Below are 19,559 nucleotides of genomic sequence, written 5' to 3'. Positions count from 1 at the left end.
AGATGTCTAAAAAACGTTTGTATGAAATTGCCAAGGAACTTGGTAAAGAAAGTAAAGAAATTGTTCATCGAGCTAAGGAATTGGGGATTGAAGTGAAGAGCCATGCTTCTTCTGTCGAAGCGGATGTAGCTAATCGCATTAAAAAAAGTTTTCAGTCTCCAAAGGCTGCAGCGCCAAAGGAAAGCCCGAAAAGCAAACCAGCCCCAGCTTCTGAGCCTGCAAAAGCCCAAAGTAGCCGACCCCAAAACCGGAACTTTAAAGCCGAGCGTGAGGCCAAAGCTAAGGCGGACGCTGAGCGTCGCAAGAACAATCGGGGAAATCAGGAACGTCGCAATGGCCAGGATGGCCGAGGTCGAGGACAAAATTTCCGCGACCGCGACCGGGATCGTCAGCGGCAAGGAAATGGTCGCGATCAAAACCGCAATCGTGGGAATCGTGATCAACATCGTCGCCAAGATCGAAATACCCAGCAAACGGGTCCGCGTCTGGACTTCAAGGCGCGTGCGGCAGCTTTGAAAGCTGAACAAAATGCGGAATATGCACGGAACAGTGAATCCCGCTTCAAGGAAGCTCAGGCCCAACGCCAAGCTCAAGAGGAGCAGGCAAAGCGCCGGAAGGAAGCGAAACAAGAAGCAGCAGCCCAAGTAACAGCGGCTCCAGCTCCTGAACCAGTTGCTTTCCAAGCGCCTGTGGCGGCAGCACCAGCCCCAGATAATCGTCGTAAAAAACAAGCGAGACCGGATAAACGCCGTGACAACGAGCATGAAGATGGTCCACGCAAGCAAGCAAATAGAAATCGAAATAACCAGAATCAAGTGAGAAATCAAAGAAATAGTAATTGGAATAAAAACAAAAACAAAGGGAAGAACCAACGTGGTAAGAATCAGGCACCAAAACCGGTTACTGAACGTAAGTTCCACGAACTTCCGAAAGAATTTGAATACACTGCCGGCATGACTGTTGCGGACATTGCAAAACGGATTAAACGTGAACCAGCAGAAATTGTTAAGAAGCTCTTTATGATGGGCATTATGGCGACCCAGAACCAATCTCTTGATGGGGATACCATCGAACTCTTGATGGTTGATTATGGAATTGAAGCCAAAGAGAAGGTTCAAGTCGATAATGCTGATATCGAACGCTTCTTCGTGGATGAAGAATATCTTAACGAAGAGGAAATGGTTGAGCGCCCACCAGTGGTTACCATCATGGGACACGTTGACCATGGTAAAACAACTCTCTTGGATACCCTTCGCAATTCTCGTGTCGCAACAGGAGAAGCTGGGGGAATTACCCAACACATTGGTGCCTACCAAATTGAAGAAAACGGTAAGAAGATTACCTTCCTGGACACACCTGGACACGCGGCCTTTACCAGTATGCGGGCTCGTGGAGCGTCTGTAACGGATATTACCATCTTGGTTGTGGCAGCCGATGACGGTGTTATGCCACAAACGATCGAGGCCATCAATCACTCTAAAGCCGCTAATGTTCCAATCATTGTTGCGATTAACAAAATTGATAAACCAGGTGCAAATCCAGAGCGCGTCATCGGTGAATTGGCAGAGCATGGCGTTATGTCAACAGCTTGGGGTGGTGACTCTGAGTTTGTAGAAATCTCAGCTAAATTCAACCAAAACATTGATGAGCTTTTGGAAACGGTCCTCTTGGTTGCTGAAATCCAGGAATTGAAAGCAGACCCAACTGTTCGTGCCATCGGTACTGTTATCGAAGCTCAATTGGATAAAGGTAAAGGGGCTGTCGCAACGCTTTTGGTTCAACAAGGAACCCTAAACGTCCAGGATCCGATTGTTGTCGGTAATACTTTTGGACGGGTTCGTGCTATGACCAACGACCTCGGTCGTCGGGTTAAGGTCGCTAGTCCATCAACACCGGTATCCATTACTGGTTTGAATGAAACCCCAATGGCGGGTGACCACTTCGCGGTTTACGAAGACGAAAAAGCTGCGCGTGCGGCTGGTGAAGAACGTGCCAAACGAGCTCTTCTCCAACAACGTCAAAACACAACCCGTGTTAGCTTGGAAAATCTCTTCGATACCCTTAAAGCCGGTGAAGTTAAGTCTGTTAATGTCATCATCAAAGCAGACGTACAAGGTTCTGTTGAAGCCCTCGCGGCCTCGCTTCAAAAAATTGAAGTTGAAGGCGTGAAAGTAACCATCGTTCACTCTGCGGTAGGGGCTATTAACGAGTCTGATATTACGTTGGCAGAAGCTTCAAATGCCATCATTATCGGCTTTAACGTTCGCCCTACTCCACAAGCTCGCCAACAAGCAGAAACCGACGGTGTTGAAATTCGTCAACACAGCATTATCTACAAGGTTATTGAAGAAGTCGAAGATGCGATGAAGGGACTTCTTGATCCTGAATTTGAAGAAAAAGTTATTGGGGAAGCTGTTATCCGTGAGACCTTCAAGGTATCAAAAGTTGGTACAATTGGTGGATTTATGGTCTTGCGTGGTAAAATTACCCGTGATTCGAACGTTCGCGTTATTCGCCAAGATGTTGTAATCTACGACGGTGAATTGGCAAGCTTGAAACACTTCAAGGACGATGTAAAAGAAGTAACCAACGGCCGTGAAGGTGGTCTCATGGTTGAAAACTACAATGACATTAAGGTCGACGATATCATCGAAGCTTACGTCATGGAAGAAATTAAACACTAAGAGGGAGGCCCTCATGGCAAATTCAATTCGTACAGACCGGGTCGCTATGGAAATCAAACGGGAAGTCAACGAAATCCTTCAGAAGAAGGTTCGTGACCCCCGTATCCAAGGCGTAACCATCACTGATGTTCAAATGACCGGTGATCTCTCCCTTGCCAAGGTTTACTACAGCATTATGAGTGATCTGGCATCTGATAACCAAAAAGCGCAAATCGGATTGGAAAAAGCGACCGGAACCATCAAACGGGAATTAGGTCGCCAACTCCACATCTACAAAATCCCTGATTTGACCTTTATCAAAGATGAATCCATTGAATATGGAAATAAAATCGATCAAATGTTGCGGGATTTGAACAAGGAAGATTTTTAATAGAAACCTATTCTCGAATGAGTGACGATAGAATGAGCCCTCCAACTGTTTCGGTTGGAGGTTTTTTGTTGATATACTCTTTTAGTTTGCTTTTAGTACAAGGCAGCGAGTCGCAGACACTACTGAAGTACGGCAAGACGAGCTAACACAGTAATAAAAGATAAACTAAAAGAGTATATTGTGAGATGTGGTCTTTTTTTCTTACCCTATTCCATCCTAGTAGTAGCAGCTTTTTTGGCTTGAGAGTGATGTTTGAAAAAACCGGTCTAGACCATTTCCATTTTTTCCATCAAGGTGTATAATAACTATAAGGAGGAATCGATGATGAACTACTATATTCAAGCAGATGCCTTTTTCTATCCCTATGAGAAAAAGGGAGCAGGTTATTTAGAAATCAAGGATGGTCGATTTGGCAAATGGCAGGCTGAGCGACCAGAATCTGGGGAAATTCGTGATTACACCGGTTATTGGGTAAGTGCGGGTCTTGTCGACACCCATATTCACGGGTTTGGAGGGATCGATGTCATGGATAAGGACATTGATGGAGTCCTAACAACCATGAGTGAGGGGCTTCTTAGCACTGGGGTGACGAGTTTCCTTCCAACAACCCTGACTGCAGATACAGCGGATCTTCGCCAAGTATCGGAACAAATTGGGGCTCGCTACAAAGAGGCCAAGGGAGCAAAAATCCAAGGGATTTATTTTGAGGGCCCGTACTTTACAGAGGAGTTCAAAGGAGCTCAAAATCCGGCCTATATGAAAGATCCGAGTCTGGAAGAATTTAGGGATTGGCAAGAAGCAGCCCAGGGACAAATTAAGAAAATTGCGCTTGCTCCTGAGCGGGATGGGGTTGAAGAATTTGTGGAAACCTTGACCCAGGAAGGGGTTACGGTTGCTTTGGGGCATTCCAATGCCACCTTTGATCAGGCTCGGAAGGCTGTTCAAGCAGGAGCAAGTGTGTGGGTTCACGCATACAATGGTATGCGTGGCCTAACCCATCGAGAGCTGGGTATGGTTGGAGCCATGTATCAGTTGCCGCACACCTTTGCGGAATTGATTTGTGATGGTCATCATGTGCATCCAGGTGCCTGCCAAATTTTGATGGATCAAAAGGGCTTGGATCAGGTGGCTTTGATTACTGATTGTATGCGGGCAGGGGGGATGCCGGATGGGGATTACCATCTAGGGGATTTCCCAGTCGTGGTCCAAGAGGGAACGGCTCGTTTGAAAGATTCAGGCTCATTGGCTGGATCCATCCTTCAATTGAAGGATGGGGTGAAAAATGTAGTGGACTGGGGATTAGCCAATCCGGAGCAGGCGCTGCGAATGGCAACCTTGAATCCTGCACTGTCACTTCATCTCGAACAAGAATGTGGTCAGATTCGATCTGGTGCAGCCGCAGACTTTTTGATCTGGAGTCCTAAACTAGAGTTGCAAGAAACTTACTTGGATGGGCAATTGCGCTATCAGGCTAAGTAGAATTCTTAGTGAAGACTAGGTGATGCGAATCACCTGGTTTTTTTCTTCATAAAAAAATTTAATGGCCTCAATAAGAAAATTCGTCTTGGGTGTTTATTGGAAATCTGGTAGGATAGAGGAGTAGTAGAAAGTAGTCACTGGGAGGATGTATGGATCGCTTATTAGTATTGCAATCGGATTTTGGTTTAGTGGATGGAGCGGTTTCGGCCATGATTGGGGTGGCTTTGGAAGAAGCACGGGATTTGAATATTCATCATCTCACGCATGATATCACGCCTTATCATATTGAAGAAGCGAGCTACCGCCTGTTCCAAACCATCGATTATTGGCCAGAGGGGACAACCTTTGTGTCGGTTGTGGATCCAGGTGTTGGTTCCAAACGCAAGAGTGTTGTGGCTTTGACTAAGCGCAATCAATATATTGTGACACCAGATAATGGAACCCTGTCCTATATCAAGGATGAAGTGGTGGCGGTACGGGAAATTTCTGAGGTATCCAACCGTCGTGCCAACACAGAACATTCTTACACTTTCCATGGACGTGACGTCTATGCTTATACAGGGGCAAAATTAGCCAGCGGTCACATTACTTTCGAAGAGGTAGGTCCGGAACTAAGTGTGGAGCACATTGTGGAAATTCCGGTCGTCAAAACCACCCATGGCCCAGACTGGGTGCAAGGTGTTGTCGACATTTTGGATGTACGCTTTGGCTCCCTTTGGACCTCAATCAAACGGGAAGACTTTCAAAAATTGGAGCCTGACTTTGGTGATCGCTTTGAAGTCACCATCTATAACAATGACATGTTGGTTTACCAAAACCAAGTGGTTTACGGTAAGTCCTTTGCGGATGTCCGTATTGGGCAGCCAGTCCTCTATGTGAATTCGGTTTACCGTCTAGGCTTAGCTATCAATCAGGGCTCTTTCTCCAAGGCCTATAATGTTGGCGTGGGGCCACAGTGGTCTATTCAGTTGAAAAAGATTTAGGAGTGTATAATGTCACAATTATCTATTAAACAAGTTGTTGCGATTGGTGTGGGGGCGGCCCTCTTTATCGTTGTCGGTCTAATTAGTATTCCCACCCCGATTCCGAATACCTATATCCAACTTCAGTACGCGATTCAAGCACTATTGGCGATTATTTATGGTCCCATCGTTGGCTTTTTTGTTGGCTTTATTGGCCACGCAAATATGGACTTGCTTCGTGGTGGATCACCATGGTGGTCTTGGGTGCTTGCTTCCGGTCTTTTTGGCTTGATTGTTGGAAACGCAAGAAAGACTTTGCAGTTGCAATCAGGCAAGCTAGATTCAAAAGGGCTGCTAACCTTTAACCTGGTTCAGGTGATTGCCAACCTAGTCCTATGGGGACTGGTAGCTCCTCTCGGGGATATTCTGATTTATAAGGAACCTGTTAACAAGGTGTTTGCCCAAGGAGTCGTTGCAGGTTTGACCAATTCAGTAACTGTGGCCATCGCAGGTAGCTTGTTACTAAGCCTCTATGCTCGTAACCAAGTCAAGACCGGTAGCTTGACCAAAGAATAAATCAAAAGGACAAAATTCACCTTGTGAATTTTGTCCTTTTGACATCCAAACTATGATAAAATGGAAGAAAAAAGGGAGTGACATGGTGGAACCACTGATTCAGTTTAAAAAATTTTCCTTTCAGTACCAGAGTCAGGCAGAGCCGACCTTGAAAGATATCAATCTGACCATTCAACAAGGGGAAAAAGTAGCCATTATTGGACCTTCGGGGTCAGGAAAGTCGACGTTAGGGCAATGTCTCAATGGTCTGGTTCCCCATGTTTATGAAGGCCACATTCAGGGAGAACTTTTGTTCAAAGGTCAGGATTTGCTAGCTTCAAGTATTGTCCAGCGTTCTCTGCTTATTTCCAGTATTCTTCAAGATACAGATGGTCAGTTTATTGGTCAAACTGTTGCGGAAGATGTGGCCTTTGCCTTGGAAAATGATGCTGTGGAAACAGCACTAATTCGGGAAAAAGTGGCTTATTGGTTGGAGAATTTAGGTCTAACTTCGTTAGCACATCAGCGCCCACAAGATTTGTCAGGTGGTCAGAAACAGGCAGTTGGTTTGGCAGGTGTCTTGATTGACGAAAGTCCCCTCCTGCTTTTTGATGAACCGTTGGCCAACCTAGATCCTCAGGCAGCGCACGAAAGTCTGCAATTACTAGGTCGATTGCATGAGGAAACAGGGTCAACTCTAGTCATCATTGAGCACCGTCTGGAAGAGGTGTTGGAACTAGGACTAGATCGGATTGTTCTGGTGGAAAATGGTCAGATTGCTTTTGACGGTCCTCCCAACCAACTATTAGCTAGCTCAGAGTTGGCACGGGTTGGTATCCGCGAACCTTTATACCTAACTGCTCTAAGGGAGTTGGGGTGGGAGTTAAGAGCAGGCCTACCTCTCGATAAGTTGGAAGCCCTAGAGCTTCCTCCACTTCCGTTACCTGAATCAACCCGCAGATTAAAAGCTGAAACCGGAGAAGTATTGGCTCAGTGGAAGGGGTTGACTTTTGCTTATCCGGATAGACCTGCGATTTTTGAAGGGCTAGATCTCCAACTTCGAAAAGGGGAGCTGGTGGCTTTGGTCGGGAAAAATGGAACTGGAAAATCCACCCTGGCTCAGCTCTTGTCGGGCTACTTACCGGCCCAAGGTCAGTATTTCTGGCAGGGACAGGAAGTGGCTGACCAATCCCTAGCAGAGCGAGCTCGGCAAGTGGGGTATGTTCTGCAGAATCCAAACCAGATGATTTCTCAATCCATGATTTTTGATGAAGTTGCTAGAGGACTCAGACTCAGAGGTCTGTCGGAGGAGGAAGTGGCACCTAAGGTGGCCGCTGTCTTGGAGACTTGTGGTCTAACACCGTTTCGGAATTGGCCGATTTCTGCCTTGTCCTATGGTCAGAAAAAACGGGTGACCATTGCAGCCATTTTGGTGTTGGAGCCCCAGGTTTTAATCCTAGATGAACCGACTGCTGGTCAAGACCAGGCTCATTACCGGGAAATGATGGATTTTCTACAGGGATTAGCTGATCAGGGACACGCGATTGTTCTCATTACGCATGATATGCAGCTCATGCTGGAGTATGCAGATCGTGCTTTAGTATTGGACCAGGGGCGGATTTTGGCAGACCAAAATCCGCGGGAACTCCTTTCCCGGCCGGATGTTTTGGCCCAGGCTCACTTGCGGGAGACTTCGCTCTTTTACCTAGCGCAAAAGATTGGGGCGGATGCCATCGTCCTCTCTGAGTTTTATCAAGAAAGAGGGAGAAAGGCATGAACAATTTTATTGGCTATCAGCCGGGGAAGACTTGGATTCATGAGCTAACGGGTGCTAGTAAATTCCTGTTTTTCTTGCTGACTTCGATTGCCGCCATGATTACCTATGATACGCGACTCTTATTGGCGATTGCATTTGTATCCTTAGTGGCACTCCGCTTGTCCAGAATTTCCTGGAAGAACATTCGCTGGGTTATTTATTTTGCTTCTTTCTTTGCGGTGATGAATTTGCTGATGGTTTATCTCTTTTCTCCAGAATACGGGGTCGAGATATATGGCAGTCGCCATCTCATTTGGGCGGGGATTGGCCCTTTTAGTCTAACCCAAGAAGAGTTGTTTTACTTGTCCAATCTTTTTCTCAAGTATGTGGCGACCTTGCCTTTGGCTCTAGTCTTTCTTTTGACGACCCATCCAAGTCAGTTTGCGGCTAGTCTGAATCAAATCGGGGTTTCCTACCGGATTGCTTATGCGGTGAGTTTGACCCTCCGCTACATTCCAGATGTCCAAGAGGATTTTGTTATGATCCGTAAGTCCCAGGAGGCCCGTGGTCTGGACTTGTCTTCGAATCAGCCGCTATTTACGCGTATTCGCGGCAACGCCTTGATTCTTTTTCCACTGATTTTGACTTCTTTAGAGCGAATTGAGACGATTTCGCGGGCCATGGAATTGCGGCGGTTTGGGAAGGAAAAACGCCGTACCTGGTATTGGACACAAGCCTGGTCCTGGCAAGACGTTCTTCTTTTGGGGCTTGCACTGTTTTCTTTATTGCTGGCCCTTTATCTCATGTGGGTTCAGGGAAGTCGTTTTTATAATCCATGGTCCCTCTAGTTTTTCCTTTACTTCCTTCTTTTTTCTTGTTAGACTAAAGAAAAAATGGATGAACGGAGTAAGAGATGCCTAAGAGAAAAAAAGGGCTAGATCTTCTTATCTTGGCCTTGGCAACAGTGGGTTTGGGTTTCATGGCGTATCAGGCTTTCGAGACCGAGCAAGGGACTTATACTGTAGCAACTGAAGATAGCTTCGTAGAGGCGATTGCGCCAGATGCACAGGTGGTGGCAGATCACTATGGACTTTATGCTTCAGTTATGATTGCCCAAGCCCTGTTGGAATCGGAACGTGGCACCAGTCGCTTGTCTCAGGCTCCTCACTACAATTTATTTGGGATTAAGGGAACCTACCAAGGTGAGGGGGTTACCTTTTTGACCAATGAGGATGATGGGAGTGGTGACATGTATGAAATCCGGGATCAATTCCGGAGCTACCCCTCTTACTATGCTTCTTTAACAGACTATGCGCTTGTGCTTTCTCAGCCTATGTATGCAGGAACATGGAAGGCGAATACCACTTCCTACCAAGATGCCACCTTGGCCTTGACAGGAACTTATGCGACAGATTCAAGTTATAATGTCAAACTTAACCGTCTGATTGAGCAGTACAACTTGACTCAATACGATTATTAAGAAAAAAGAAAGAAAACTCTATTAAGAAAAAAGAAAGAAAACTCTTGCCTTAGGTGAGAGTTTCTTGTATAATAGTATCTTGTGAGAATAAGCCTCACTTACTCATGGAGACATGGGTCATTAGTCCAAAAGGAGGAAATATCAATGGCTAAATACGAAATTCTTTATATTATTCGTCCAAACATTGAAGAAGAAGCTAAAGCAGCTTTGGTAGAGCGTTTCGACGCAATCTTGACAGACAACGGTGCAGCAATCCTTGAGTCTAAAGACTGGGAAAAACGTCGCCTTGCCTACGAAATCCAAGATTTCCATGAAGGTCTTTACCACATCGTGAACGTTGAAGCGAACGATGATGCAGCTCTTCGTGAGTTTGATCGTCTGGCTAAAATCAATGGCGACATCCTTCGTCATATGATCGTTAAACTTGACGCGTAAGAAGGTAACAAATGATAAATAATGTTGTACTTGTTGGTCGTATGACCCGCGACGCAGATTTGCGTTATACCCCATCTAATGTTGCAGTGGCGACTTTCACCCTCGCTGTGAATCGCACCTTCAAGAGTCAAAATGGTGAGCGCGAGGCTGACTTCATCAATGTAGTCATCTGGCGTCAACAAGCCGAGAACTTGGCGAATTGGGCGAAGAAGGGTGCATTAATCGGAATTACGGGCCGTATCCAGACCCGTAATTACGAAAATCAACAAGGGCAACGTGTTTACGTTACTGAAGTCGTAGCAGACAACTTCCAACTCTTGGAAAGTCGTGCTGTCCGTGAAGGCAACAGTGGTGGCGGAAGTTTCGGTGGTGGCAACAGCTTTGGATCTGCTCCAGCTGCCAGCCAGCCAAGTGCTGAACCTAGCATGCCTGATTTTTCTCGGAATGACAGCCCATTTGGTGCTACCAGTCCCATGGACATCTCTGATGACGACCTTCCCTTCTAAGACAATACTATAAAGGAGAATACAATGGCTCAACAACGTCGTGGCGGATTCAAACGCCGTAAAAAAGTTGATTACATCGCAGCAAACAAAATTGAATACGTTGACTACAAGGATACAGAACTTCTAAGCCGCTTCGTTTCAGAACGCGGAAAAATCCTTCCACGTCGCGTAACTGGTACTTCAGCGAAGAACCAACGTAAAGTCACAAACGCCATCAAACGCGCACGCGTTATGGCCCTAATGCCTTACGTAAACGAAGATTAGGGAGTGATACAGAACTAAATTTTATAAAATTTAGTTCGTATTATCACCCCCGCACAGTTGATTAGGTTGTTTTTGGAGGTCAAAGAGTCAGGAATTGACTCTTTGAGTTTTCTGGATAAGAGAACATGAAGTGTTCTTTCAATAAAGGCGAATAATTATTATTTGCTTCGCAAATTCTATCTATTACCTCAAACAGCCTTTTAGCTGTTTGACCGAATCAACCACTGCGTAAAAATAAAATGATTAATGAGACCTAACGGATGTTCAGGTCTCATTTTCTATTTTATGGAGCTTCAGAAGGAAGCCATCTATCGGTCCAGAGGATTTTTAGGAGTTAGGTAGGTTCCTACTAACCTTTTGCTTGGCTTTTTTTCATTTTTTAGTGGTAGACTCTAGGAAGAAGAAGTCTATTGTGATAAAGTAGTAGGGAGTAATTGATTTTTTGAGATAGTCAATTTTGAGTTCAAAGACTTGCTCAAATTCTAAGGAGGGAATGAAAATTTTGTTAGTTTTAGCGGGTACCATTGGTGCCGGAAAATCATCCTTGGCAGCGGCTTTGGGGGAACATTTTGGGACAGAGGTTTTCTATGAATCGGTAGATGACAATCCCGTTTTGGATCTCTACTATAAAAATCCAGAGAAGTATGCCTTTCTTTTGCAAATTTATTTTTTAAATAAACGTTTTAAGAGCATTAAAGAGGCCTATAAGGATGATAATAATGTTCTAGATCGCTCAATATTTGAAGATGCTCTCTTTTTAGATTTGAACTACCGAAATGGCAATGTTACGCAGGAGGAGCATCAGGTTTACCACGAGCTTCTAGATAATATGATGGAAGAGTTGAAGGGCATGCCTAAAAAAGCACCGGATTTGCTTATTTATATTGATGTTTCCTTTGACACCATGTTGCACAGGATTGCCCTGCGTGGTCGTGAGTATGAACAAATTGATGGGAATCCAGATTTAGAGGCTTATTACCAACAAGTTCATAGCGCCTATCCAGACTGGTATGAAGCTTATGATAAGAGTCCGAAGGTTCGGATTGATGGAAACCAGTTTGACTTTGTGAACGATGAAGACTCTATGAAGGCTGTTTTAAAGCAAATTGAAGATGCTTTGAAGGAAGTTAGATCCTAATGAATGTAAGGAGTCTCGAGTAGCTCTGTACGCTGCTTGAGGCTTTTTACTTTTTAACAACTGGTCCTCGTTCAGCAGAGATGCTATAATATGAACAGTATGAGAAGAAGATTAAAACCGATTGTATTTCTAGTATTTTATGTATTCGTTTTTAGTAGTTTGTTTTTCCTTTTTGGGGCCAATCAAAAGGAGAAAAGCGCGCAAAGTAAGATGGATGTGAAAAAACGGAAAAGAAACAGCCATCGCAGAAGGAAAAAACGATTCAAGCCTTACTAGATGATATGACCTTGGAAGAAAAAGTTGGACAGCTCTTTTGGGCCCGTCTACCGTATTCCAATCAGATCCAAGATATCAAAGACTATCAATTGGGTGGCTATATCTTGTTTGGGAAAGACTTTGAAGGCCAAACGATTGGGCGGCTTCGAGCGTTAACAGATCAGTTTCAACAGACCTCCAAAGTTCCCATGTTGATCGGATCAGATGAAGAGGGAGGTACGGTTACACGGATAAGTAGTATTCTTTCAGAACCATTCTTATCACCGATGGAACTGTATCATGAAGGTGGAATGGATGCTATCGTAACAGATGCAAAACGGAAATCACGAACGCTTAAAGAAGCAGGTATCAACGCTGGTTTGGCACCTGTTGCGGATGTAGCAACAGATCCCGATGCCTTTATCTACAACCGAACTATTAGCCAAGATGCTAAAACAACGGCAGATTATGTTTCTGAAGTTGTTCAAACCTTTAAAAAAGAAGGTCTGGGGTCTACGCTGAAACATTTCCCTGGATATGGTAACAATGGGGATAGTCATACAGCTATTATTCGTGATAACAGATCCTTGAAGAGTTTGAGGAAATCCGATTTCCTTCCTTTTAAAGCAGGAATCGAGAATGGGGCGGATAGCATCCTTGTATCTCACAATATCCTTACCCAAGTAGATTCTGTCCCATCGTCGATTTCTAAAAAAGTCACCGATATTCTTCGGAAAGAGCTGAACTTTAAGGGAGTTATTATGACGGACGATTTGGATATGGCAGGTTTAGCTGATTTTGTTGATCAAGATGAGGCAGCTTTTCAGGTTATTCAAGCCGGTAATGACCTCATCTTAGGATCTAGCTACAGCAGTCAAATTCAATACCTTTTGGATAAAATTGAAGAAGGTGAACTGACCGAGAAGCGGATCGATCAGTCTGTCAAACGAATCCTCGCCTGGAAATATGACCTAGGTTTACTGAACTAATGGATAAAAGAAACTGAAGGTTGAATAATGTTCTCAATAATCTATTTTCCTTAGGTATTCCGTGAAAATCCTTTCAATGTCTATTGCCATCTAGCTTTTGAAACGATATAATATCGAAGTATTGATTTAACGGATTGTTAAATTTCAATAGAAAAGTTTAGGAAAAAGAGGAGATAACGATGAACCGATCAGATTGGTTAGAATATTTTGAGGCAATTAACGGACGCCCTGCGACTGGAGAAGAATTAGCTGCAGCTATGGAAAATGGGGAAATTGTAGATATTGCTCCAAGTCAACCTCAGGCTGCACAAGCAACTACAACAGTAGTCGCTCCAGAAGCTGCACAAGCGAATCAAGTGCCACCTGTTCAACCAGAAGCTGCACAACAAGGTCAAGTACCACCAGCTCCCCAAGCAGCGCCATTGGTGTCGCCTGAACGCCAGGAACAAATGAAGCAGACCTCACGTAATTTTTGGAATTGGTTTGTATCAGCCTTGAAAGCACCAACATCCGTTGTACAAACAACCCCTGCTAATGGCTGGATTGCTTTTGGTCTCTTGACCCTGTTTTATACCTTGACAGTCTTTATTATTGCTCGTAAAACAGCGGGAGTGGGATCAAATTTCATTAATGGCCTTAACAGTTATTATTCTGACAGTTCAACCCCTTTTATGAGTAATCCAGTTGGATTCTCAGCCTTCATGGCTATTTTAGTTGGAGCAGCTTTATCGCTATTTGCCATTATTTTTGCTGGATTTGTAGCTAAACGTTTTGTTTATAGCGATACACAATTTACACTAACAAAGGCCTTTGATTGGTATGGACGTCTATTCTCTGTGAATATTGTCATGATGGCTTTTACGACTCTATTTGTGTTAATCGATGTTTATTCCATTGCCTTTATCTTGATTGTTCTTAGCCTATTAGTGTTTGGACTAGCTACAACCTTTGCCTTAGCTCATTCGCGCGATGTATCCTCTTTGGATATGTTTTATAAATATATTCTTGCAGTTGTTGTAAACGGACTAGTTTTATTTGTCTTTGGTGTCTTGTCAGCGATGATTGCTGGTGAATATTTAGTGAAACTGATTTCCTTTTATTAATTCAATTTAGGTTAAAGATTCATGAGGTCCATGCTTATCACATCCATGGGCCTTTTTTCTAGGTCTTTTTAACCATTGGTTACATACACCTTGTAATCACAACCTAATGATGTTATTCTAAAAGCAGTAGAGGTGAAAGAGGAAAAATCATGACAGGAAAAGAGTGGACTGATACTTTTAAAAAAATTGAAAGGCGGGAACTGTCGCCCCAAGAATTTATGGAGGCTAAAAAGGCAGGCTTTCCGGAATTGCTTGTGGAAAAATCAGGAAGCCTGACGGCTGCTCAATGGACGGAGGCTTTTACCCAAGTCTATAACCGCAATCCATCACCCCAAGAATTTATGGCAGCTAAAACCCAAGGCTTTCCAGCAATTGTTGGTTCAGAAGTAGACGAGGAGCTCGGATTTGACTCCCAAGCCAGCCTTTCAGAGGGAACTGTTTTTCAGCCAGCGATGCCAGAAGATAATGGAGAAGCGGCTTCTGAGCCAGAAGTGCCTGTAATCCAGCCCGTTCAAACGAGCGCTGTACAAGAGGAAACAATAGTCCAGCCCAGTCCTGAATTCGAGGTCACTGAAGAAGTTCAACCTGTTCAAGCTATCGCTAGACCAGAGGAGGCTACAGTAACAATGGGAACCTCTCAGACAAGTCAAGAACCACAACCAGCAGTTAGTCAACCTGTTGAATCTGTGCAACCAGCAGCAAATGGTGTACCTCCAGTCGATCCAGTACTTTCAACGGCAACCTATGTTTCACAACCAGCTGCTAATCAAAATCCGCAACAAACCTCAACAGGTCAGCGAATTTTGCGAGTCCTAGCCATGATTGCGATTGTTCTTTTGACCATTGCCTTGGCTGTGATTTTGGGTTATTTTGCCCTTGGACCACTATTGGAAATGTTAGGATAGGAGAAGAGCATGAATGCAAACGATTGGTCTCAAGCTTTTGAGCAAGTTTTTGGTCGCAAACCGACACCTGAAGAATTTATGCGGGCTAAACAAGCTGGTTTTCCGCAACCACAAATCGCTCAAGTTCAACCTGCACAAAAATCAACCAAAGGCCTTCCGACTTGGGTATGGGGAACTATTTTTATAGCTACCTTTCTTCTGGGAGCTGGCTATTATGTCTACAGCCAGTCTACAAATAGCCAAGTCTCGGTATCCCAGTCAGTGAATCAAGGTTCAGAAGAAGTGGATTATACTGAGAAGATTGAGCAACTCAGTGAGGAGGAAGCCAAGTTGGTTTCTCAAAACTTTGGGAAATGGCTATATGATAGTCCCTATGGTCAAGATGCGGTGACCGTTCGGTCAACGACCTTGCCAACACACGGAACTGGTTCAGCCCATGTGATTAAAAAAGAATCGGTTGATGGTGATATTTTGGCTGGTTTTGGTTGGACTTCACCTGGTAGTCTAGAAGAAGCGTCCAAGCTAGCAAATATCAATCTAGTCGAGGAAAGGGATAAATATTCCATTCGTCTTTTAGGGATGAAATCAACGAGTAAGCAGGTGAAAGATTTTACAGACAATGCTATTGTATTTCGAATTTACTCTCTGAAAGATGCAACCCATGCTTATTATACAAGTGTGAACGATGAATTCGAAAAATTTTTAAAACCACGTGTACCTGAGGACCAACTAATACCTGCTGCAGGGATGGGACAAACGTACTTGGGCCAAAAACTCATAGATACGGAAAAGGAAAACTATTCTATCCTGCTTGCCTCAAATGGGAAAGTATACTACGTCGACCATAAAAAAGGAGAAAACCGTTATCAAGAAGCACCACAAGATATGCAAGAGGCTTATCAACAGTTTCTTACTAATCCTTCCTCCCTAACCGCAGTAGAGAGCATCGATCCAAAGGCTGGCGAAACAAAAACGAATCCATCAACAGGTACGGAATCAGAGACAACAACACAAGCAAAAGATGTTGCACCACTTCCTCTATGGACTAGTGGTAAAGAGGAAGCCTTAGCAGACTTTATGGTTAGCTGGGGAAATTCGATGAACCAGCCAGGGTATGAAAAACAGACTATGAATCCAGAAAGTCCCCAACAATATGTGGTTAATGGGAATCAGGTATCTTTAAAACCTTCTTCCGATGGTCGGGGAGAAGCGGATTACAATGTTGTGGCCAATTACAAATATTTAAACGGTTCTGTTCTGCATGTTTATTACATGGCCTTTACTCGTGATGGTTACCCCATAGTTCTTTATCATAATCAATGGGATGGCCCGGTACTTTATCTTAAAGAAACGGCCAATGCAGATTTGCGAGCTGGTTTTGCCAATATTGCGAGTCAGTAAGATTTTACTATCTAACCAATATCGTAGCCGGGAGTTTTTCCGGCTTTTTTAGCCCTTTTCTTTTATCAGTTGATTTGTTACAATGGGGTCTGTATTTTTATTCTTTTTAGTGAGGAGTAGTATGTCAACAAAAACTGGTTTGGCCAAACGGGTTTCGAACTATGAACTCTTTTTTGATTTGGCTTTTGTCTTAGCCCTAAGGGCCCTGAATGGCTCCTTTCATATGGAACACATTAGCGGTCAGAACATTCTTTTATTTGTGATGGCCAATATTGTTTTAATGAATATTTGGTTTAATGAAGTTCTTTATTATCAAAAATATGGTGATTCTAGGCGAGCCGATATTTATACAGTCATTGCTCTGATGTTTGTCGTAGGGCACTTGGCCATGAATTTCAACTTAGACACATCCGAACTGGGAGCTGGAAGTCCGGTTGTAGTTCAATTTAATAGCCTCTTATTTTTAGCCTATGGCCTTATAAGCTTACAATACTTTATCAAAGGGAGAGTCCATGGTTTTAATCGGGATATGAAGTTGTCCATGCTTTCTCTATTGCTATACATGGTTCCTTTAGTCCCGTTCATGATAGGGATTGGAGGATGGAGTATCTGGATGTCAGTGGTATACATCTTACCCGTTCTGATTCCGCTTCTTTCTGCCAAGCTTTTTTATAGTGGTGAGGAAGACCTTCCAACCAATTTTCCACATGCTGTCGAACGTGGTCAATTGATCACCATTTTATCCTTTGGGGAGTCGGTTATTGCGATTATTGGCTCCTATCCGATCGGAGAAACGCTGATTAACGGAGTTTTCCTCTTCACTGCAATGGCTTTTATGTTCATTAATTATATGACCCAGACCTTTATAGCGATTGATCACCATTCCAAAAAACTCGTTGCACCTTTATTCTATTGTCACTTGCTTGTTGTATTAGGCATTAATTTCTTTACGGTCTCTGTTGAGTTTTTAGCCGATCATCACCATGCTGAGCTGGGGCAAATCTTATTACTGATTGCAGTGGTTTTATTCTACCTAGGGACTTATTTCCTGACCGTTTATAATTATCCTTATTATCAATTTAAGACTAAAAATATTCTCCACCTCTCCATCGGCCTGCTCGTTACTCTCTTGGCCTTGTGGCTAGTGGGTCCTTCTCCCTTATGGTTAGGCCTTGTTCTTAGCATTAGTTCTTATCTTGTGAGCCAATATGTCATGCGTTTTCGGATGAAAGCGCGTCAAAAACACGGACTGCCACAGCCGGACACCCGCTTAAATTTACGGGACTTCTCCTAACAAAAAAATCCTTGGTGTTTTAAAACCAAGGATTTTTTGTTAGAATGCTCGACGGCGGGGGTTGATGCGAGCGTTTTTGATATTGTAGGTACGGACCAGCCACCAACGGAGGGCGAAAGCCGCAGCTCCGATGAGGACAAGAACCATGCTTGGAAGTGGTGGGTTGATGCCGGCTAAGACGCTCTCTGAAAGGGTAATGAGACCAATCCAGGCGAGGAGGATGAGTCCGACAAAAAGGAAACCTCGACGGACATTTGGACGTTCCCCTTCATATTGTGGTTCGTAGTAGCGATAGATGAAGTGGTAGAGGGCAAAGAAAACGGCACCACCACCGGTAGTCATACTGATGAGGGTGAGAAGACCGTAGCTGGTACTTTCAGGTACGAATTGGTTGATGAGCCCAATCCCAATTCCGACAAAAGCGAGCAGGAAGAGGGTGGATTCCAGCCACATAAGCCAAGGATTGTCATTGGTTTCAGCTTGTTCTTCTGCTTGGGGATTTGGTCCTTCCAGTTGGCTACGAACCCATTGGGTTGGTGTTCCGTAGAGGGCACGTGCGGTGAAGCCTCGTTCTTGTTTCTCTACAATATCTGGCAAAATAGTCTCTAGCATTGCTTCGATTTCTTCAGGGGATTTTCCCGCCTGTTCCAAGAGCTTTTGCACGGTCCGGATATACTGCTGATTCTTTTTGGTTAGATTTTCAAACGACATAAAATTCCTTTCTCTTAGAACAATTTTTTATGAATCAAATAAAGCGTCATGGAAAGACTCATGGCAAAGGCAATGGCAATAATAATCCAAAAGGCGTGAGGCTCCCCGTTTAGCGGCATGTCATTGTTCTTAAAGTTCATTCCATAAGCCGAGAAAATCATGGTTGGAATGGACATGACAATGGTGACCAAGGCCAGGGTTTTCATAATATTGTTCTGGTTGTTGGAAATGATGGAGGCGAAGGTGTCCGTCATGCTCCGTAAAATGTTTCCGTAGATATCCGCCATCTCGATGGCCTGTTGGGTCTCAATGAGTGTATCTTCCAATAAATCTTCATCTTCTAGGTATTTTTTGATGGAAGAAGAGGGAGAGGTTAATTTGCGAACCACACGCTCATTGGTCTTCAAGGAAGCTTTAAAGTAGACGATGGTTTTTTCCAATTCCATGAGCTCAATCAGTTCCTCGTTGCGGGGTGCTTCCAAAAGGACGGTTTCAATTTGATCGGATTTGCGGTCAATCGAACGCAAGGCGGTCAAGTAAAGTTCCGCATTGCGGTAGAGGATTTGGAAAACGAAGCGGGAGCGCATAAAGGTATAAAAGTTCCGCAAGCGCCGCTGAACAAAAACATCCAAGAGCGGTAAGTTTTCTTTACAAGTGGTGATAATCACCTCATCGGTTAGAATGATCCCCAAGGGGATGGTTACGTAATAAATCTTGTTGTTCCGCTCTTCGGTAATGGGGACGTCGACGATAATCAAGGTGTAGTCATCCTCAATAGTCACCCGCGACATCTCCTCCAAGTCAAGGGGAGCCCGGAGGTCTGCAATGTCAATGTCGAACTCATTGGCCACTTCAATGGTCTCGCTTTGGCTGGGGTTGATCAGGTTTATCCAAGAGCCCGACTCCATGTGGTCGATTTCCTTGAATTGAGTAGTTGTGGATAAAAATACCTGTCTCATGGTCCCCTCCTTCTTTTTTCATTCCTTTCCATTATATCTTAAATAGGCTCAAAATCAAGCTTTTTCTCCCCAAGAACCAGTGCTCAGACTTGATTTTAACCCCTGTTTTTAAGGCATTTTTGGTATAATCCCGAGTTTATCACTTTAAAAAAGACAAAAGATAGCTAACCCCTTGGGGGACAAGGTGTTTGGCTATCTTTTTTAATTATTTTCGTGTTGTATATGAACCTCTAGCATAATTTCTTAATTCCTCGAACTTCACAACTCCCTTTGTCCAGTCAATTCCAAGAAGCTTATTTAACTCCTGCATATC

19 protein-coding genes are annotated in these 19,559 nt (G+C 44.0%); 17 read left to right on the top strand and 2 right to left on the bottom strand.

The features are described 5' to 3' along the window. Nucleotides 1–2 precede the first annotated feature (2 nt). From infB to JEQ21_RS06145, 17 genes are all read left to right on the top strand, one after another. Nucleotides 3–2,684 carry a translation initiation factor IF-2 gene (infB, locus tag JEQ21_RS06225; protein ID WP_199364571.1) on the top strand — a complete coding sequence of 894 codons (2,682 nt, stop codon included), beginning with the start codon at nucleotides 3–5 and terminating at the stop codon, nucleotides 2,682–2,684. Nucleotides 2,685–2,697: 13 nt separating this feature from the next. Next, nucleotides 2,698–3,054 carry a 30S ribosome-binding factor RbfA gene (gene rbfA / locus JEQ21_RS06220; RefSeq protein WP_199364570.1) on the top strand — a complete coding sequence of 119 codons (357 nt, stop codon included), beginning with the start codon at nucleotides 2,698–2,700 and terminating at the stop codon, nucleotides 3,052–3,054. A 324-nt stretch (nucleotides 3,055–3,378) separates the two neighbouring features. After that, complete coding sequence (nagA, locus tag JEQ21_RS06215) at nucleotides 3,379–4,533, top strand: N-acetylglucosamine-6-phosphate deacetylase (protein ID WP_196092235.1); 1,155 nt, start codon at nucleotides 3,379–3,381, stop codon at nucleotides 4,531–4,533. Between the two features lie 149 nt (nucleotides 4,534–4,682). After that, nucleotides 4,683–5,516, top strand: coding sequence for an SAM hydrolase/SAM-dependent halogenase family protein (locus JEQ21_RS06210; RefSeq protein WP_196092233.1), 834 nt, complete (start codon nucleotides 4,683–4,685; stop codon nucleotides 5,514–5,516). A 9-nt stretch (nucleotides 5,517–5,525) separates the two neighbouring features. Next, on the top strand, nucleotides 5,526–6,071 hold the full coding sequence (locus tag JEQ21_RS06205; protein WP_199364569.1) for an ECF-type riboflavin transporter substrate-binding protein: 546 nt from the start codon (nucleotides 5,526–5,528) through the stop codon (nucleotides 6,069–6,071). An 82-nt stretch (nucleotides 6,072–6,153) separates the two neighbouring features. Beyond that, a complete protein-coding gene (locus JEQ21_RS06200) occupies nucleotides 6,154–7,827 on the top strand; it encodes an ABC transporter ATP-binding protein (protein ID WP_199364568.1) in 1,674 nt (557 codons plus the stop codon). After that, entirely contained in the window at nucleotides 7,824–8,654 is an 831-nt protein-coding gene (locus JEQ21_RS06195; protein ID WP_199364567.1) for an energy-coupling factor transporter transmembrane component T family protein, read from the top strand. Before JEQ21_RS06200 ends, JEQ21_RS06195 begins: the two co-directional genes overlap by 4 nt. A gap of 65 nt (nucleotides 8,655–8,719) precedes the next feature. Then, on the top strand, nucleotides 8,720–9,286 hold the full coding sequence (locus tag JEQ21_RS06190; RefSeq protein ID WP_199364566.1) for a glucosaminidase domain-containing protein: 567 nt from the start codon (nucleotides 8,720–8,722) through the stop codon (nucleotides 9,284–9,286). 144 nt (nucleotides 9,287–9,430) lie between these two features. Then, nucleotides 9,431–9,721: a 30S ribosomal protein S6 gene (gene rpsF, locus JEQ21_RS06185; protein ID WP_199364565.1), complete on the top strand. Its 291-nt coding sequence runs from the start codon at nucleotides 9,431–9,433 to the stop codon at nucleotides 9,719–9,721. An 11-nt stretch (nucleotides 9,722–9,732) separates the two neighbouring features. Next, on the top strand, nucleotides 9,733–10,227 hold the full coding sequence (locus tag JEQ21_RS06180) for a single-stranded DNA-binding protein (protein ID WP_196092227.1): 495 nt from the start codon (nucleotides 9,733–9,735) through the stop codon (nucleotides 10,225–10,227). 24 nt (nucleotides 10,228–10,251) lie between these two features. Further along, entirely contained in the window at nucleotides 10,252–10,491 is a 240-nt protein-coding gene (rpsR, locus tag JEQ21_RS06175; RefSeq protein WP_135038614.1) for a 30S ribosomal protein S18, read from the top strand. Between the two features lie 499 nt (nucleotides 10,492–10,990). Next, nucleotides 10,991–11,629: a deoxynucleoside kinase gene (locus tag JEQ21_RS06170; protein WP_199364579.1), complete on the top strand. Its 639-nt coding sequence runs from the start codon at nucleotides 10,991–10,993 to the stop codon at nucleotides 11,627–11,629. A gap of 281 nt (nucleotides 11,630–11,910) precedes the next feature. Next, complete coding sequence (locus JEQ21_RS06165; RefSeq protein WP_199364564.1) at nucleotides 11,911–12,873, top strand: glycoside hydrolase family 3 protein; 963 nt, start codon at nucleotides 11,911–11,913, stop codon at nucleotides 12,871–12,873. A gap of 179 nt (nucleotides 12,874–13,052) precedes the next feature. Continuing rightward, on the top strand, nucleotides 13,053–13,976 hold the full coding sequence (locus JEQ21_RS06160) for a DUF6574 domain-containing protein (protein ID WP_199364563.1): 924 nt from the start codon (nucleotides 13,053–13,055) through the stop codon (nucleotides 13,974–13,976). 149 nt (nucleotides 13,977–14,125) lie between these two features. Then, nucleotides 14,126–14,881, top strand: a complete 756-nt coding sequence (locus tag JEQ21_RS06155; RefSeq protein ID WP_199364562.1) for a hypothetical protein — start codon at nucleotides 14,126–14,128, stop codon at nucleotides 14,879–14,881. Between the two features lie 9 nt (nucleotides 14,882–14,890). Further along, nucleotides 14,891–16,282 (top strand): DUF4767 domain-containing protein, encoded by a 1,392-nt coding sequence (locus JEQ21_RS06150; protein ID WP_199364561.1) that lies wholly within the window; start codon nucleotides 14,891–14,893, stop codon nucleotides 16,280–16,282. Between the two features lie 121 nt (nucleotides 16,283–16,403). After that, nucleotides 16,404–17,576 (top strand): low temperature requirement protein A, encoded by a 1,173-nt coding sequence (locus JEQ21_RS06145; RefSeq protein WP_199364560.1) that lies wholly within the window; start codon nucleotides 16,404–16,406, stop codon nucleotides 17,574–17,576. 39 nt (nucleotides 17,577–17,615) lie between these two features. On the opposite strand, the gene JEQ21_RS06140 is transcribed toward JEQ21_RS06145, so the two are convergent. Beyond that, nucleotides 17,616–18,287: a DUF1129 domain-containing protein gene (locus tag JEQ21_RS06140; protein ID WP_199364559.1), complete on the bottom strand. Its 672-nt coding sequence runs from the start codon at nucleotides 18,285–18,287 to the stop codon at nucleotides 17,616–17,618. A 14-nt stretch (nucleotides 18,288–18,301) separates the two neighbouring features. Further along, nucleotides 18,302–19,246: a magnesium transporter CorA family protein gene (locus JEQ21_RS06135; RefSeq protein WP_199364558.1), complete on the bottom strand. Its 945-nt coding sequence runs from the start codon at nucleotides 19,244–19,246 to the stop codon at nucleotides 18,302–18,304. Nucleotides 19,247–19,559 lie beyond the last annotated feature (313 nt).

This window comes from Streptococcus sp. 121 (assembly GCF_016458205.1).
In the GTDB taxonomy this organism is placed as follows: domain Bacteria; phylum Bacillota; class Bacilli; order Lactobacillales; family Streptococcaceae; genus Streptococcus.
The sequence above is the reverse complement of the archived record's forward strand: the minus strand, read 5'-3'. Positions and strand labels throughout refer to the sequence as shown.

Bases quoted from the DNA above. Each gene is read 5' to 3' on its own strand.
- infB (WP_199364571.1), top strand. From the start codon at position 3: ATGTCTAAAAAACGTTTGTATGAAATTGCCAAGGAACTTGGTAAAGAA.
- rbfA (WP_199364570.1), top strand. From the start codon at position 2,698: ATGGCAAATTCAATTCGTACAGACCGGGTCGCTATGGAAATCAAACGG.
- nagA (WP_196092235.1), top strand. From the start codon at position 3,379: ATGAACTACTATATTCAAGCAGATGCCTTTTTCTATCCCTATGAGAAA.
- JEQ21_RS06210 (WP_196092233.1), top strand. From the start codon at position 4,683: ATGGATCGCTTATTAGTATTGCAATCGGATTTTGGTTTAGTGGATGGA.
- JEQ21_RS06205 (WP_199364569.1), top strand. From the start codon at position 5,526: ATGTCACAATTATCTATTAAACAAGTTGTTGCGATTGGTGTGGGGGCG.
- JEQ21_RS06200 (WP_199364568.1), top strand. From the start codon at position 6,154: ATGGTGGAACCACTGATTCAGTTTAAAAAATTTTCCTTTCAGTACCAG.
- JEQ21_RS06195 (WP_199364567.1), top strand. From the start codon at position 7,824: ATGAACAATTTTATTGGCTATCAGCCGGGGAAGACTTGGATTCATGAG.
- JEQ21_RS06190 (WP_199364566.1), top strand. From the start codon at position 8,720: ATGCCTAAGAGAAAAAAAGGGCTAGATCTTCTTATCTTGGCCTTGGCA.
- rpsF (WP_199364565.1), top strand. From the start codon at position 9,431: ATGGCTAAATACGAAATTCTTTATATTATTCGTCCAAACATTGAAGAA.
- JEQ21_RS06180 (WP_196092227.1), top strand. From the start codon at position 9,733: ATGATAAATAATGTTGTACTTGTTGGTCGTATGACCCGCGACGCAGAT.
- rpsR (WP_135038614.1), top strand. From the start codon at position 10,252: ATGGCTCAACAACGTCGTGGCGGATTCAAACGCCGTAAAAAAGTTGAT.
- JEQ21_RS06165 (WP_199364564.1), top strand. From the start codon at position 11,911: ATGACCTTGGAAGAAAAAGTTGGACAGCTCTTTTGGGCCCGTCTACCG.
- JEQ21_RS06160 (WP_199364563.1), top strand. From the start codon at position 13,053: ATGAACCGATCAGATTGGTTAGAATATTTTGAGGCAATTAACGGACGC.
- JEQ21_RS06155 (WP_199364562.1), top strand. From the start codon at position 14,126: ATGACAGGAAAAGAGTGGACTGATACTTTTAAAAAAATTGAAAGGCGG.
- JEQ21_RS06150 (WP_199364561.1), top strand. From the start codon at position 14,891: ATGAATGCAAACGATTGGTCTCAAGCTTTTGAGCAAGTTTTTGGTCGC.
- JEQ21_RS06145 (WP_199364560.1), top strand. From the start codon at position 16,404: ATGTCAACAAAAACTGGTTTGGCCAAACGGGTTTCGAACTATGAACTC.
- JEQ21_RS06140 (WP_199364559.1), bottom strand. From the start codon at position 18,287: ATGTCGTTTGAAAATCTAACCAAAAAGAATCAGCAGTATATCCGGACC.
- JEQ21_RS06135 (WP_199364558.1), bottom strand. From the start codon at position 19,246: ATGAGACAGGTATTTTTATCCACAACTACTCAATTCAAGGAAATCGAC.